The 15,748-nt window shown below is 62.1% G+C and carries 13 protein-coding genes; 3 read left to right on the forward strand and 10 right to left on the reverse strand.

Annotated elements, in window-relative coordinates; genetic code table 11:
* Positions 1-15 precede the first annotated feature (15 nt).
* The 3 genes from AB4Y34_RS23585 to AB4Y34_RS23595 all read right to left on the reverse strand — a co-directional run bounded on the left by AB4Y34_RS23585 (position 16) and on the right by AB4Y34_RS23595 (position 3,816).
* Positions 16-2,031 carry an acyl CoA:acetate/3-ketoacid CoA transferase gene (locus AB4Y34_RS23585; RefSeq protein WP_368717368.1) on the reverse strand — a complete coding sequence of 672 codons (2,016 nt, stop codon included), beginning with the start codon at positions 2,029-2,031 and terminating at the stop codon, positions 16-18.
* A 31-nt stretch (positions 2,032-2,062) separates the two neighbouring features.
* Positions 2,063-2,530 carry a CBS domain-containing protein gene (locus tag AB4Y34_RS23590; protein ID WP_176378254.1) on the reverse strand — a complete coding sequence of 156 codons (468 nt, stop codon included), beginning with the start codon at positions 2,528-2,530 and terminating at the stop codon, positions 2,063-2,065.
* Between the two features lie 362 nt (positions 2,531-2,892).
* On the reverse strand, positions 2,893-3,816 hold the full coding sequence (locus AB4Y34_RS23595) for a LysR family transcriptional regulator (protein WP_368717369.1): 924 nt from the start codon (positions 3,814-3,816) through the stop codon (positions 2,893-2,895).
* A gap of 169 nt (positions 3,817-3,985) precedes the next feature.
* Here AB4Y34_RS23595 and AB4Y34_RS23600 point away from each other — a divergent pair, with 169 nt between their 5' ends.
* The 3 genes from AB4Y34_RS23600 to AB4Y34_RS23610 are packed head-to-tail and all read left to right on the forward strand — an operon-like array spanning position 3,986 to position 7,774.
* The gene (locus AB4Y34_RS23600) at positions 3,986-5,824 is read left to right on the forward strand and encodes an assimilatory sulfite reductase (NADPH) flavoprotein subunit (protein WP_368717370.1); all 1,839 of its coding nucleotides are present in this window, start codon (positions 3,986-3,988) and stop codon (positions 5,822-5,824) included.
* A gap of 8 nt (positions 5,825-5,832) precedes the next feature.
* The gene (locus AB4Y34_RS23605; protein WP_368717371.1) at positions 5,833-7,566 is read left to right on the forward strand and encodes an NADPH-dependent assimilatory sulfite reductase hemoprotein subunit; all 1,734 of its coding nucleotides are present in this window, start codon (positions 5,833-5,835) and stop codon (positions 7,564-7,566) included.
* Between the two features lie 4 nt (positions 7,567-7,570).
* Complete coding sequence (locus AB4Y34_RS23610; RefSeq protein WP_368717372.1) at positions 7,571-7,774, forward strand: DUF2945 domain-containing protein; 204 nt, start codon at positions 7,571-7,573, stop codon at positions 7,772-7,774.
* 113 nt (positions 7,775-7,887) lie between these two features.
* On the opposite strand, the gene AB4Y34_RS23615 is transcribed toward AB4Y34_RS23610, so the two are convergent.
* The 7 genes from AB4Y34_RS23615 to AB4Y34_RS23645 form a co-directional block, all read right to left on the reverse strand.
* Complete coding sequence (locus AB4Y34_RS23615) at positions 7,888-8,787, reverse strand: NAD-dependent epimerase/dehydratase family protein (RefSeq protein WP_368717373.1); 900 nt, start codon at positions 8,785-8,787, stop codon at positions 7,888-7,890.
* Between the two features lie 100 nt (positions 8,788-8,887).
* The gene (locus AB4Y34_RS23620) at positions 8,888-9,244 is read right to left on the reverse strand and encodes an STAS/SEC14 domain-containing protein (protein ID WP_176121970.1); all 357 of its coding nucleotides are present in this window, start codon (positions 9,242-9,244) and stop codon (positions 8,888-8,890) included.
* A 170-nt stretch (positions 9,245-9,414) separates the two neighbouring features.
* Positions 9,415-10,941 carry a glycosyltransferase family 39 protein gene (locus AB4Y34_RS23625; RefSeq protein WP_368717374.1) on the reverse strand — a complete coding sequence of 509 codons (1,527 nt, stop codon included), beginning with the start codon at positions 10,939-10,941 and terminating at the stop codon, positions 9,415-9,417.
* A gap of 355 nt (positions 10,942-11,296) precedes the next feature.
* Positions 11,297-12,175 carry an ATP-grasp fold amidoligase family protein gene (locus tag AB4Y34_RS23630; protein WP_368717375.1) on the reverse strand — a complete coding sequence of 293 codons (879 nt, stop codon included), beginning with the start codon at positions 12,173-12,175 and terminating at the stop codon, positions 11,297-11,299.
* A gap of 436 nt (positions 12,176-12,611) precedes the next feature.
* Complete coding sequence (locus tag AB4Y34_RS23635; RefSeq protein WP_368717376.1) at positions 12,612-13,517, reverse strand: LysR family transcriptional regulator; 906 nt, start codon at positions 13,515-13,517, stop codon at positions 12,612-12,614.
* A 156-nt stretch (positions 13,518-13,673) separates the two neighbouring features.
* Positions 13,674-14,642 (reverse strand): alpha/beta hydrolase, encoded by a 969-nt coding sequence (locus AB4Y34_RS23640; RefSeq protein WP_176378245.1) that lies wholly within the window; start codon positions 14,640-14,642, stop codon positions 13,674-13,676.
* A gap of 25 nt (positions 14,643-14,667) precedes the next feature.
* Entirely contained in the window at positions 14,668-15,561 is an 894-nt protein-coding gene (locus AB4Y34_RS23645) for an MBL fold metallo-hydrolase (protein ID WP_368717377.1), read from the reverse strand.
* Positions 15,562-15,748: the final 187 nt, after the last annotated feature.

Here is a 15,748-nt window from a genome sequence, read left to right on the forward strand (position 1 = left end):
TCGATTTCAGCTTCGCTAGCGCTCCGACGACTGCTCGCGCAGGAAGGCCTGCGCTTCCGCCTCCGTTTCATAGACATAAGGTGACAGCCCGCGCCGCGTCAGTGCGCCACCCAGCTTGGCGCGCATGAAAGCGCTGGTAGTAAAGCGCGTCACGCCGAGGTAGTAGCGCTGCACCATATCCTCGACCATTTCGACGTACGCGTCTTCCAGCGCGGGGTCCAACACGAAACCCTCGTAGTTCACCACCGCATAAACCTTGTGGTCCAGTGGTTCGCAGACGCTGCATACCTGAGTTCGGATCGCGGCGATGTCGTCGGGACGCTTCACCTCGAGACGCGAGAAGTTGAGAAACATGATGTTCTTGTCGTCGTCGTAGATGAAGCGCGCTTCCAGCGGCAGCCGCAAAATATTCGAGCGCAGGCCCATCGGTTCCGGCAGGAAAATCCGCTCGTCCATCTGCTTCGGCGAACGCAGGATCGGTGCGAAGTCCATCCTGGCCAGAATATCGCGCTCCAGATCGACGCCAGGTGCGATCTCGATGAGTTCCATGCCCTCGGCGCCCAGTTCGAACACGCAACGCTCGGTGATGTAGAGGACCGGTTGTCCCGCTGCCGCCGCATACGGGCCAGAAAACGTGCGATGCTCGACTTCCTCGATGAACTTCCTGGCCGTGCCGTCACGGTGGATGCGCAGCTTGCCGTCGACGACTGAAATCTGGCTCTGGCCCGCCATGAACGTGCCGACAAACACGACCTTCCTGGCATTCTGGCTGATGTTGATGAAGCCTCCGGCACCAGCCAGGCGCGGCCCGAATCTCGACACATTGAGGTTACCCATCCGATCGGCCTGCGCGAGGCCGAGGAACGCGACGTCGAGCCCGCCGCCGTCATAGAAATCGAACTGGGCGGGCTGATCGATGATCGCCTGCGGATTGGTCGCCGCGCCGAAGTTCAAGCCTCCCGCCGGAATGCCGCCGATCACGCCGGGCTCGGTGGTCAGCGTCAGCAGGTCGAGGATTCTTTCCTCGTTGGCGACGCTGGCGATGCCCTCGGGCATGCCGATTCCGAGATTCACCACGCTGTTTGGCTGGAGTTCCATTGCCGCGCGCCGCGCGACCACCTTGCGCTCACTCATCGGCATCGGCGCCACACTGCTCGCGGGCACCCGGATTTCGCCGGCGAACGCCGCGCTGTACGGTGTGGCAAATGTCTGCTGGTGGTTCTCGGGCGGCGCCAGCACGACGCAATCGACCAGCACGCCGGGGATCTTGACCTGTCGCGGATTGAGCGAGCCGCTTTCGGCGATTCGCTCCACCTGGACGATCACCAGACCGTGGCAGTTGTGCGCGGCCATGGCGATCGCCAGAGCCTCCAGGGTGAGCGCCTCGCGCTCCATCGTCACATTGCCGTCGGGATCGGCGGTAGTGCCGCGCACGATCGCGACGTTGATCGGGAAGGACTTGTAGAACAGATATTCCTCGTTGCCGATCTGCATCAACTCGACCAGGTTCTCGGTGGTGCGTTCGTTCAGTTTGCCGCCACCGAAGCGCGGATCGACGAAGGTACCGAGGCCGACTCGTGAAAGATGGCCGGGTTTTCCGGCTGCAATGTCGCGAAACAGGTGACTTATCACGCCCTGCGGCAGGTTATAGGCTTCGATCTGGTTATCCACCGCAAGCCGCTGTAGCTTCGGCACCAGACCCCAGTGTCCGCCGATGACGCGTTTGACGAGGCCCGGCGTCGCCAGGTGGTTCAGTCCCCGATCCTTGCCGTCTCCCTGACCGGCCGCATAGACCAGCGTCAGGTCGCGGGGCTTTGGGAGGGTGACTAACGCATCCTCGTCACGGGTCGCACAGAGTTCCTCGATGGCGATAGCGATGTCTTCGGCGAAGCCGATACCGACGAAGCCGCCTGTCGCGACCGTATCGCCGGCGCGGATCAGGCGCACGGCATCGCGCGCGGACGCCACTTTGCCGGACGAGCGGGAAAGGATCGCCGGTGAAGGCTTCCCCGCGGTTGATTGCGTGCTCACGTTTCACCTCGTCTGATTCGAGCGCGACTGTCTAGTAGGCGCCGCCGGTATCGATGGTCAGATGGAGCATGTCGTCCTCGAGAACCCGGATGAAATGCTCGTCCTCCTGCAGGAGTTCCTCCAGCACGTCACTATTGGAAAGCACGCCGATGACGCGCCCCGATTCGATAACAGGCAGGTGCCGGATCCGCTTCGTGTGCATCGACGCGAGGCATTGATCGCAGGTATGCTCGGGCGTCACATAAAACACCTGAGTGGTCATGATGTCGCCAACCTTGGTGTTGGCGGCGTTGCGGCCGAGCACATCGACTTTGCGCGCGTAGTCGCGCTGGGACAGCACGCCAACCAGATTGCTGTCTTGCAGCACCAGCACTGTCGTCACATCCTTGTCGGCCATTAGCTGCAGCGCGCTGAGCACCGTGTCGTCGGGTCCGACCGAAACCAGCTCCCGCGGGTTCGCGGACAGAATTTGACGTGCTGTCTTCCTCTCCTTTTTCATGAGCGCCTCCACACAGAAGGGGAGCAGGTGCGGACTCCGCCTGATCAAAGCGAAATCGGAATCCGATCGTTCAGGTCCAGTCAGGTCTGGCGATATTTTTTTGGCTTCGTCGAATTGCAGTGTAGGTCGCTTGATCTGCGCCGAACGAACATTTTCCGCTCCGGCTTATGTGGAAGAGTGCGGTTGACGGGGAACGAGCGGTGCGGCGATTTGCACATTCGCCCGCTCAGGTGAATGTCGATGGGACCTCTATTGCCTTTCGGTTTTTGCGAATGATTGGCCGCAAATTGACTCGCGGACTGTCGCTCGATATTGCGATTGACTGGAGTTCACTCGCGACAGCAATAGCGACGTCGTAGCGATTAGAAAAGTTGTCGATCCGTCCGCCGCTTGCTACCGCGAACGGTCGGCCGTGAGCGCACCTCGTGGTCCGCGCGCGGTTCGTCGTACGCAGTGGCGACGGCCCGCAGCCCCTGCCGGACGCGGTCGATAACGTTGCCTTCCTGTCGTCTCGCGTACACCACGTAGGCCGACCATGAGAATTCCGGCGCACCCGTGACGAGGCGCAGACGGCCGTCCAGCAAAAACGGCTCGGCGGTGCCGATGCGAAAGTAGCCAGATCCGCCAACTGACAACAGATAAGTCAGCGCCAACGGTCCGAGCGAAATGGAGACGGGTGGACTACCGAGTTCAGGGAAGGCCGCCTGATGGTTTGCCTGAAAGCTCGGGCCCCAGTCCACATAGACATACTGGGCGGGATCCATCGCGCCATCTGGCGCGCTCGTCACCATCACCAGCTTTTCTTCGACGAGCAGTTCCGAAACCAGGTCAGGACGTTGCGGAGGGTTGTAAAGAACAGCGATGTCGAGCGATCCTTCATGCACACGGTCAAGCAAACGCATCGGACTGTCGACCTCCGCGCGCAGGGCGATCTGCGGGCATTCGCGATGCATCCAGATGAGCCAGTCGGCGAGGAGCGGATGCCACAGGCTGAGTTCGCCGCCCAGACTGACACCCTCTTCGCGTCCGGGCGGGAGCGCCACATGCTGACGAGCTTGTTCCCACACCTGCACGAGGGTCGTTGCGTGCTGGACGAAGCGTTCCCCAGCCGTCGTCAGACGGGCGCCAGCCTTGTTGCGCACGAACAGCCGGCGTCCCAGCTGTTCCTCCAGCGTGCGGATGCGCGCGCTCACCGCCGTCTGCGTCAGGTGCAAACGCTCCGCGGCCGATATGAAGCTGCCACTTGCCGAGACTTCGAGAAAGGTGCGAGCTAGCGTGATATCCATCGTTTCATATCAAAATTTTTGCTTTCAATTGCAATGATAATCCATTTGCCTGCGGATAACCGGTGCCGGAAAATGGCTGTTGGTTCATCACCAAGCTGACCTGTCGAGGCCCGCGCGACACGCTCATGCGGACACCCCGGGGCAGCGTACGTCTGGAGTCGATAGAGAGATGGCTGTTGCGGAATTTCGGGACCCGGAGCTGACCGAGGCCCAGTGGGAACACATCAAGGCCCTCACGACCTCGCTCGACTCCCGGCAACTCGTCTGGGTCAGCGGATATCTGGCGGGGTTCGATCAAGCCAGCACACTGCGAGCCGAAGCGCGCGCACCGGCTGCTGAAGCCGATCTCGGCGGCACTTCGGCACGCCGGCTCACCGTGCTCTACGGCAGCGAAACCGGCAACAGCGCGGCGCTCGCCCGCACGCTCGCCGAGCAGGCGGCGCAACGCGGTCTCGCCGCATCGCTGCATGACATGGCGAGCTACAAGGTTCGCCAGTTGAAGGACGAGCAGGATGTCCTCGTCGTCGTAAGCACCTATGGCGAGGGCGATCCGCCGCAGTCGGCCACCGACTTCTTCGAGTTCATCGAAGGACGCAAGGCGCCGAAGCTCGGCGGCATGCGTTTTGCAGTGCTGGCGTTGGGAGACTCGACCTATGAACACTATTGCGAGGCGGGCAAGCGGCTCGACCGCCGTTTCGAGGAGCTCGGCGCCGAGCGCCTCGCGCAGAGAGTCGATTGCGACGTCGATTACGAACAACCGGCGAACGCCTGGATCGAGCAGATCCTGGCGTTGCTGGGCAGCAATTTATCCGCAGGCGGTCATCCGCCCGGCGCCGAGCCGCGCGCGTCCGCAGGCGCGTTGCCGCAACGGCGGGCCGCCATCGACAGGCAACATCCATTTCACGCCCGCGTCATTGAAAACATTGCGCTGACGGGGCGTGGATCATCGAAGGAAACCCGGCATATCGAGCTATCGCTCGAAGGCTCGGGCCTTAGCTTCGAACCGGGCGACGCGTTGGGCGTGGTGCCGACGAATGACCCATCAGTGGTTCGCGCGGTACTGCAGGAACTCGATCTCGATGACTCGCAAGCCGTCGACGTGAAGGGCAACGACACCACACTCGGCGATGCGCTCGGCGCGGGCTTCGAAGTCACTGCGCTCACGCCACGCTTTCTCGAGCATTGGGCACGGCTTTCCGGTGCGGCAGAGCTCGAACGTCTCGTCGACAATGCGCATGCCGGCGAGCGAACCGCCTACATGCGCGGTCACCACATCATCGACGTGCTCCGGCGGTTTCCCGTCAAGGGCATCGACGCGCAGCATTTCCTCGCCGCGCTAAGACCTTTGCAGCCGCGCCTCTATTCGATTGCATCGAGCCTCGCCGCGGCACCCGATGAAGTGCATCTGACCGTTTCGGCGCTGCGCTACGAACTGCACGGCGAACCGCGCGCAGGCGTAGCGTCGGGCCAATTGTCCGAGCGCACCGAGCTCGATGCTCAGCTGCCTGTGTACATACACCGAAATTCGAACTTCCGGCTGCCCGGAGGCGACGTGCCGATCATCATGATCGGCGCCGGCACCGGCATTGCGCCGTTTCGCGCCTTCATGCAGGAACGCGAAGCACGCGGGGCCCACGGACGGTCGTGGCTTTTCTTCGGTGAACGCAACTTCCGCACCGACTTTCTCTATCAGACGGAGTGGCAACGGCTGCTGAAAGACAACGTACTGACCCGGATGGACGTTGCCTTCTCGCGCGACCGGCGCATCAACGGCGAAGGGAAGACCTACGTGCAGCACCGGATGCAGGCGCAGGGCCATGACCTCTTCGCGTGGCTGGAAGAAGGCGCGCACCTGTACGTCTGCGGCGATGCAAGCCGCCTCGCGCCCGATGTCCATCACACGCTTCTCGAGATCATCGGCAGCGAGGGCGCGCTCGATACCGAATGTGCGCAAGCCTACCTTCAACAGCTTCAACGCGACGGGCGCTACCAGCGCGACGTCTACTGAGCGACATGATGAGCAACCCACCTACCGAACCGGATCGCAGCCGCGACCTGTCACAGCCCGTCGAACGCCTGAGTGCGGACGAACGTCTGAAGGCCGCGAGCGACCAGTTGCGCGGCACGATAGGCGCAAGCCTGGCCGATCCGCTGACGGGCGCCGTAGCCGATCCCGACACCAAGCTGATGAAATTCCACGGCATCTATCAGCAGGACGACCGCGATCTGCGCGACGAGCGCCGGCGGCAAAAGCTGGAACCGGCGTTTCAGTTCATGATTCGCGTGCGGATGCCTGGCGGCGTCTGCACGCCAGCGCAATGGCTCAAACTCGACGAGCTCGCGCGTGCGAACGGCGGCGAAACATTGCGGCTGACGACGCGGCAAACGGTCCAATTCCATTGGGTGCTCAAAGACGACCTGCGACCCCTGATTCAGGGCCTGCGCGAAGTGCAGCTCGATACGATCTCTGCCTGCGGCGACGACGCCCGCGGCGTGATGTGCTCGATCAATCCGCATCTGTCGTCACTCCATGCCGCTGTCTATGACCTCGCACGCCGCGCCAGCGACCAGGCGATTCCACGCATGCACGCTTATCGCGAGACCTGGTATGGCGAGACACGCATCGAGGGCCCGGAACCCGAGGAGCCGTTCTACGGCAAGACGTACATGCCGCGCAAGTTCAAGATCGGCTTCGCGGTTCCACCGGTCAACGACATCGATGTCTACACACAGGACCTCGGTTTTATCGCCATTGCCGAGCACGGCGAATTGAAGGGATTCAACGTCGCGATCGGCGGCGGAATGGGCCGCAGCGATCAATCGGCGGCGACCTATCCGCGGCTCGCCGACGTGATCGGCTTCGTCACGCCGGATCAGGTGCTTGCCACCTGCGAAGCGGTGATGAGCGTTCAGCGCGATTACGGCGACCGCAAGGAACGCGCGCACGCGCGCTTCAAGTACACGATCGACGATCTCGGTCTCGACTGGGTCAAAGCCGAGATCGAGCGGCGGCTGGGCTTCGCACTCGGAAACGCGCACCAGTTTGCCTTTACGACGAACGGCGACGCACTGGGCTGGCAGACGGGCGACGACGGCGCGCATCACCTGACGCTGTTCATCGAGAACGGCCGCCTGAGCAACGGGCCGGACCATGCGCTGCTCGACGGTCTGCGTGCGATCGCGCGCGTGCACGTCGGCACGTTTCGCCTGACGCCTAATCAGAACATCGTGATTGCTCAGGTGCCCGACGCGAACCGCGAGCAAATCGAGCGGCTCGCCGAAGAACACGGCCTGCTCGCTCACGTTCGTGACAGCGCGTTGCGCCTGAACTCGATGGCCTGCGTCGCGATGCCGACCTGTGGTCTGGCGATGGCCGAAAGCGAGCGCTACCTGCCGTCTCTCGTGACGAAGATCGAAGCCTTGCTCGAAAAGCACGGGCTGACGGATGTGCCGATCACGATGCGCATGAGCGGGTGCCCGAACGGTTGCTCGCGGCCCTATATCGCAGAGATCGGACTGTCGGGACGCGCGCCGGGCAAGTACAACCTTTATCTCGGTGGCGGCTTTCACGGGGAAAGACTCAATCGCCTGTATCGCGAGAACGTCGGGGAACAGACGATCCTCGAGTCGCTCGACACGACGCTCGGCCATTTCGCCAGCGAACGCGTCGAGCACGAGCACTTCGGTGACTTCGTCATTCGCGCAGGTTATGTCGATGCCGTGACCTCGGGCCGCGATTTCAACCGTTGATCAAGTGTATTGCACGGTCGTTACGTGGAACACTGCGCAAGGCGTGACGACAGGCACGGTCGTGCGCAGGATCATCAGGGATACGGAACTGGAGGGTCAGGTCGTCAGCGCGTCGAAGGACGACCCCCATTACGAGGTCGAAAGCGAGAAAAGCGGTCAGCATGCGGTGCATCGCGCGGACAGTCTGGAGAAGGTGCATAAGCACTGATCCGCGCCGGATCGAGAAACGACGCCATTGCACCGGGCTGCGTCGTTGCAAGGTAGACCATCGAGACTCGCACGGCATGATCGGGCCGGCAGGGTACCGGCCCGCCATGCCTGCTAGGCGATCTTCTTCGCTTCGTCGCGCCAGTAGTGTTGCTGTTTCCACCCAAGAAGGCGCTTGAGTTTCTCATTGCTGAGCAGAGTCTCGAATTCGCCGAGTTGCTTTCTGAGCGGCACGCCCGGGTAATAGCGCTGAAGCAGTTCCGCTGTGGGGACGTCGGACGATACGTCGTCGGCCGCGACGTTCATGACCTGAAAGCCGAGGCCATCCTTTTCGATGGCGAGCCGGCACGCGCTCGCGAGATCGCGGCCGTCGATATAGCTCCACGCAATCCTCTTGCGCAGTGCCGGGTCTTTGAGCCACTCCGGAAACTTCGCGTAGTCGCTGGGTTCGAGCACATTGCCGATACGCAAGCAGTAAATGTCGGAGCCGGTGCGCGCGTGAAACGCCTTCGCCGTCACTTCGTTGATCACCTTGGACGTCGCGTAGCTGTCCATCGGGTCCACCGGATATTCCTCGTCGAGCGGGAAGTATTCCGGATTGCGGTCGCGGTGCGCGAACACGATGCCGTAGGTGGTCTCGCTCGATGCCACGATCACCTTGCGGATGCCAAGCTTCGACGCCGCGTCGAGGATGTTGTACGTGCCCATCACGTTGATTCGGTAAACCTCGTTGTCGGGCGTGATCATGATGCGAGGGATCGCCGCGAAATGCACGATCGCGTCGATCGGCTTGGGTTCGAGGTCGTTGGCGAATTCCCCCGGCGCCGTGCTCGATGCCAGCGCATTGAATACCTGGCCCGCATCGGTGATGTCCGTAATCAACGTGCGCGCGGTGCGCGCTGCCATCGGCACGCGATCGACGTTCATCACCTCGTAGCCGTGCTCGATCAGGTCCTGGACGACCCATTTCCCGGCCAGGCCGCTGCCGCCGGTCACAATCACTCGCTTCGTCATGTGCTCCTCTTCTCCTGTTGTCCTTCTCGTTCCGGTGGCGCTGCGTGTCCCTAATGCGGCAGTGCTGGTCTCTGCTCAATGCGTTCGGCTGAGACGACGTTCAGGCGTTGATCCAGGCGCGCGCCTGTTCCAGCTCGTTGACGCGAAACGCCTTCATTTCGGCCTTCGTAAAGAACCGCGCCAAATGCATCGACGCGTGAATCCAGCCCGCGTCGGCCACCACGGCGGCGCGCGTGACTTTGCGGGCGACGGCGACGCCGAGCGTCAGGTCGGTCCACAGCGCCTTCGGTTCGATGCCGCTGAAATGCTCGATGCGTTCGAGCACGCGGGTCTTACCGTTCAGTTCAAGATCACCACGCATGCGCTCGATGGCTTCGCGCAGTTCGTGGTCGGTGATTTTGCCTTCGACGGTTATTTCGATGACCGGTGAATCGGGTACGGTGTGATACACGATCATGGCAGGACCCCCTGGCGAGAGAGACGTTACACGCTCAGGCACAGATGAACCTGGCGTCCGACGGTGTGCTCATGGTACCTCTTTCCATACGCCCGGTTGGGCTGCGAGCGTATTGCCATCGCGATCGACGACGAGCGGCCGGCCGCGGTCCGGCGTGATCGGCGCGTGGTTCACGACTGCGGCACGATCACGAACAGCTGGTAGGGACGCGCGGGCAACTCCCGTCCCCATGCGGTCTTGCCCACCTCGAGCGCAACCGGCGCTGCATGGCTTAGCGACGATGCAGTCGCGATGCAGTCCGAGTCGTCGCCACGGCACACGATCAGCGTACCTTGGCGCGCGAAATCGGCGGGTGTGATCCAGGGCGTTGCCGCCGGCCAGTGGAGATCCCAGAAGCGGGCGCGGCCGCCGTCATAGAACACCATCGAAGCGGCCTCATGCGTCGAGCCCGCCACGATCGACAGCGGCCGGCTGGTGCGTTCGTGCCACACCGCCTGCGCGGCCGCCGCGAGTTCCGCGCGCGGCTCGGCCGCGTCGTCGGTATTGCGCCGCGCCCCCGTGTAGCCGACCACTGCCGACACCGCGAGCACCAGCGCCCAGTAAACCGCCATCGCGCGTATCGCGCGCCGCGGCGCGAACTCGACGCGGGTTTGCGCGAGCACGGCAAGCCAGAGCGGCACGATCGCGAACCACTGCGCCATGCCCCAGACCGAGGCCATCTGCGTCTTGCCGGTCACGGACAGCACGCCCACGGCGAACAGCGGCCCCAGCGCGAGCCACCAGAGATCCGGGTGCGACGCGGGCCGAACGACGCTCAGCGCCATCAGCCGCGCAGCCCCGCGGGAGCGCACCATCAACAGCACGAAAACGAAACTGAGCGCGAGATAGCCGATCTGCGCGAGGGTGTAGATGCCAAAGCGCCCGACCGCGGCGAGCAGGGTGCCGCCGGTGCGTTGCGCGGCATACTCGAGCGTCGGGAAATGATTGACCATCATCCAGTGGACGTGCGGGGCCAGCACGGCGACGCCGGCCGCCACCGCGAGCAGCGAATCGACGCTGACGAGGCGCGCACGCCATGCGGGGCGCGCGAGCAATGCCAGCAACAGCCCGAGCAGCAGCACGATCGTGAAGTACTTGCCCAGCACCGCAAGCGCCGCGCACGCTCCGAGACCGAGCGCCGCGCCGCTGCGCGCGAGGCGGCTGCCCGGTTGCGCGTAGCGGACGAAAAAGTAGGCGGTCCACGGCCAGACCGACAACAGGATCGAGTTCGGATTGAATTTGATGGCGAGATTCGAGTAAAGCGGCGATACCGCCATCGCAAGCCCGGCGAAGATCGCGATCTGGCGCGGCACGAAGCGGCCGGCGAGCGCGACGATCCCGGCGAGGCCGACCAGCACGTTCACCGCTGACAGCGCGAAATACGCGAGATCCGTATGCGGGAACACGCTGAACCAGGCCGCTGCGACCCACGACGAAAGCGGCGGGTGCTTTGCGTAACCGGCCTGCCATTCGATGCCCCAGACGTAGGTCTCGACCATGTCGCCCTGGATGTCCAGATTGCCGCGCGCGAGCCAGGCGGCGAGAGTCCAGACGACTGCGTGGAAGGGTAGCAGCCAGCCGAGTGATGCGATGCCTGCAGCGGCAGGTTGGTCGGAGGCCGAGGCGAGCGACGGAGGATTCGAAAGCTGGGTCGACATTGAGCGTGATGGTCTGTGTGCCGCCGTACCGGGCGGCGTTTTTAGCCCGGCATTGTAATATGAGCTTATGGAACAAGTGGGCGAAACCGACAGACCACCCGGCAACCCATGGCGCCGATCGAGTTAAAAAGGCTTGATGGAGGAAGGACGCTCGCGGCGAAAATTGGCCCGTGAAGGGCGCGCGTCCATCGACTAACAGAGCTGCATGCCGCTAATGGGCCTGGCAGTCACAGCCGGCCGCCAGGCGAATGAAGCGGAACGCCGTCACGACCATCAGCTGCCGCGCATCTTCGGCAGCCGGGTGACCGTCGTACCAGCCGGAGCTCAGGGCGCGGTTCTGGCTATCGCACATACATCATGTCAGAAGACGTCCCCATTCATAATCGACACGATCGGGTAGCATGGGACTTACGCCGGCCCCCGGCGTAAAGGTGAGTTCGCCGAAGAACACCCGGTCAGATGGTGAGTACAGGTCGACGCGTACATAATCGAAACCCTCGGACAAAAGCGCCGCCGTATCAAGCAACAACTCCAGATTGTTCGGCCGCGGTGCCGGTCTCGTGCTGCGAACGTAGGGAGCAAACTCGAGGTCGATACGGTTCCATTGTGCGTCGTATGTGTCGCCGCGCGTATTACTTCCGAAACGGTCTGAGATCACGAAGATAAACATCACAGGTCGCCCCGATCCGTTCGCAAAGCAGTGAACCTTGTAGTCGGCTGGAATCATGCCGTGCTCGTCGAGCAGCAGACTCTCGAAGTAAATGCGTGGCTGAATTCCTCGGTAGTGCCGTTCCCGCGCATTTCTGTAGAAATTGGTGGATAGCCATTGGCTGGCGAGAAGCTGGAGATGTTCGAAACTCTGCTGCGACTTGTCCCGGACGATTTCTACAAAATTGTTTCCATGATTTGCCTTCATGACAAAGGAATTCGGCAACATGTCGAAAACATTCTGCGTAAAGTCCGAGGGTGCGGAGATGATGGGGATAAGGTATTTCTCACCGATCTTTTCTCTGACGTAATCGCGCACGGTCAGTTTGTCCGTCAACGCGCTGTATCGCGAGTCCGGCCGCAAGCAACGTAGCAGGATTTTCTCGTTGTAGGTTGTGGGGTGAAATAGCTTAGGGAAGCGCCCGATACGCTTCCGATGTAGCAAGCTGAGGAAAACCGCATCGGGAAGAAGCTGTTTCGCGTTGTCTTTCGTCCATTGAACAATGGATTGGGACGGGTAGGTCATTACACGTCTCCCAACAATGACTACGCACGGTATCAACGTTCCTGAAGGTGCGACTGACAGAAGTTCGATGCAGGCAGCAGAGGCTATGATCATTCGACAAGAAGCCAACGTCAAGAGCGGTGCCGCGGCATGTAGTAGCTATTGATATGCAGCAAATCCGCTCAGTGCCAATAATCAGAAGTAATGGGCCGCTGACCTTGTTTCCTGACCGGCGCGTCGAGCATGCGCGCAACTCGTCTTCGCAACGACGCAGTCGGCGATAGAACGTCATTGGCTCGCACCGTTGCTCCGACATTCAGACATCGGCTTCACAGCAAGCGGTATTCTTATTCGCTACGAAGAACGTTTACATCTTCGTGCAGGCGGTTGCGGGCGTGGGCATCGTTTATTTGGCGAGTTGGCTGACAAGCGATTGTCTCTGTGACGACCCGAAGAGTTACGCGGGTTCGCTTGCCCTGAGAAGTTCTATCGCCCATTCGACGAATACGCGCACCTTGGAGGCGAGGTGCCGATTGGCCGGATAGGCAACGTGCACAGCGACGTCATCGCCGCGCCAATCGGGAAAGAGGCGCACGAGTGCGCCAGAGCGAAGGTGCGGGGTGACGAGGAACGCATAGGTGGTGAGTACGCCGAGCCCTGCAAGTCCAGCCGCTAGCGCGGCGCTCGAGTCGTTGACACTTAACCGATGACTGCCGTGGATTTCGAAGAACTGTTCGTCCCGATGGAGCTGGAAGACGAAGTCTCGCCCCGAGCGCGGCGAATTCATGCGGACGATCGTATGGCCTTGCATGAGGTCCGCGGGCTCGCGCGGTAGGCCGTGGCGCTGAATGTAGGCGGGCGACGCGCACGTCACGAGCGGCAGCGTACCGGCCGAGCGCGCGATCAGGGAGTCGCTGAGTAATGGCCCGAGACGCAGAACACAGTCAAGGTTCTCGGCGATGAGATCAACCGACCGGTTACCGACGCTCAGTTCGACCTGCACATCGGGATAGCGCGCAAAGAAGTCCGGCATGGCCGGGACGACCAATTGGTACGCCAACGAGCCGGGCAGTTCCACCCTGATTTTTCCCTTCGGCGAACGGGTTGCGCTCAGGACGCTGCCATCCAGCGAGCCAACCTCGTCAAGCACGCGAATCGAGCCCTCGTAATAGATCTGGCCTTCTTGCGTCAGCGTGAGTTGACGACTTGTACGTTGCAGCAGCCGCACCCCCAGTTCTTTTTCGAGTTCCTGTATGAGGCGCGTGACGGACGATTTGGGCACATTCATGAGGTCTGCAGCACGCGTAAAGGTGCCTGAATCGACGACACGAACGAAGGTCTGCATCGCGGCCAGCTTATCCATGCACTAGTCCTGTCAGATTGGGATGCATGCGGGTCGCGGGTCGATATGGATATTTGCGTCGTGCGAGGATGCATGCGATGTGCTGAGGCATTCTCGCACGACGCAGGCGCCGAAAGCGTGTCGTAAGCGTCGGTCGCCGGTACGCTTGCGCCGCCATCAAGCCTCGCTCAGGAAGCTGACCAATGCCTGATATGCGTGCCCCCGGTTCTTCTCGAGCATGAGCATGTGGGTTGCTTCGCCCAGTTCGAGCCAACGCTTGTCCGGCGACCCGCTCAGATGCGCGAAGTAATCCTGCGCAAGCGCGAGCGGCACGTCGACATCCCATTCTCCATGAATCAGCAGGACCGGCACTTCGATGTGGCCCGGGTCATAAAACGCCTTACCTGCTCCCCAGTACTCGCGAATGTCCTGAATCGGCCCGTTCGCGACACGGATCGACTGGTTCTCGCGCAACGCCTCGTCGGGCTCCGTGCGAACCGTATTGTCGAGCCATGCTTCGAAGCCACCATCCGGTATCAGTGTGCTGCGCTTCCACTCGGGGGCGGCATTGACCCAGCGCTCGCGCGCATCGGCCGCGCGCACCACCCGGTAACCACCCAGCGGGCCACCTGGGTCCAGTGGGACGGGCTTGTCGCTGACCCACTGTGGCGCGACGAGCCCGAGCCTGCGAACCTTGTGACCGTTGCGGGCGGTGAACGCGCCACTCACGCTGCCGCCCCAGGACATTCCGACTACATTGATACGCGCGATGCCTGAAGTGCGCAGCACGAAGTTCACGGCGCTCGTGAAGTCGCGCAAGCCGGATTCGGTACGCCCCAGCGGCTCGCTCTGCGCAGCGGCGACACGCATTTGCGGTGGTCGTGTCGACTCACCATAGCCGCGCGCATCCACGGCGTAAACATCGAAGCCAGCGCGAGCGAGGTAGTCCATAAACGAATAACCGCCGATCGGCGTGTCGTAGAGGCTGCCGGATCCGTAGGTGGCGCCGTGCATCAACATCACGGTGCGTGCTTCACCAAAGTCGGTGCGGCCTGCCGGCCGTTTGTTGCGGATGTGAAGCTCGATCTCGGGCGTATCGCTCGGGATCATGAAGTCGCGGGATTCAATCTGTGCTTGGGTTGCCATGATGTTTGCTCTCTGGTGCAGAGGTTCAGCGGGGCAGCCAGACGAAACCGCCGGCCTGCCTTTCGACCACGCCCACGGACGTTCCGGGGAAATGACTGCTGAAGAACAGCGAGTGCCGGTCCGCAGCGTGGTTCAGCGCCCAGAGCCGCGAGCGCTCGGCATCGTCGGGAAACTCGCAGAAAGTCGAGTTCCACTCGGGCTTGGCTATCTGAATCGGGTGATGCATGACGTCGCCTGAAAACAGCGCGTGCTGCCCTTCGGAAGTGAAGCCGATCGACAGATGGTCGAAGCTGTGGCCTTTGGTTCGATAGAACGTGAATCCTCCCAGGCCTTCGAGCGTGGGCTGGCTTTGTGCGTCGATCAACAGGGCCTGGCCCGCATCGATAATCGGCTGCACGCTGTCCTCGAATACGCCAGCGCTCGGTGTCTGCACGTGCGCTTCGTCGGCATAGAAACGGTACTCGGCATCCGAGAACACGTAGGTCGCATTGGCGAAGGTCGGGCGCCACGCGTCACCTTTGCGCACCGTGTTCCAGCCGACGTGATCGACGTGCAGGTGCGTGATCAGCACGAAGTCGACGTCGGCCGGCTGGACGCCGGCTGCCGCAAGGCGCTGCAGGTAAGCCGTATCGAGTTGATCGAACACGGGGTTCAGCGGTCGATGCTTGCCGTTGCCGGCACCCGTGTCGATCAGGACGGTTTTGCCCTCTGTCTGCACGACCCAGCTATGCACGCTCAACGCGAGCGTCTCACCGTCTTGCGAGGCGTTCTCGCGGCCGATCCATGGCGGCGGATCGTTGGCAAGGATCGAGCGATCCCGATCGGGAAACAGGTAGGCCGAAGGAATCTCAGGAAGAACGAGGTCGGCGACCCGTGTCACGGTCGCACTGCCGATCCGATATCGATGAATGGTGTCCACTTTGATTGCACATCCTTTTGGAAGAGGCCGCGGCGATGTGTCGAGGCGTGGACGTATAGTCCTGCTTCCCGCCGTCTGGAAGAAGCGGGGCTGGGCGAAAGCATGGTTGCGGAAAAACGAACGTTGTGACGCCTGGACTGGATCGCCGCTGAGGGTGCAACGGCGCTGGCTGACGGACTGCGGCGAC

Origin of the sequence: Paraburkholderia sp. BR10954 (assembly GCF_040965775.1) — a bacterium.
GTDB classification, from domain to species: domain Bacteria; phylum Pseudomonadota; class Gammaproteobacteria; order Burkholderiales; family Burkholderiaceae; genus Paraburkholderia; species Paraburkholderia youngii.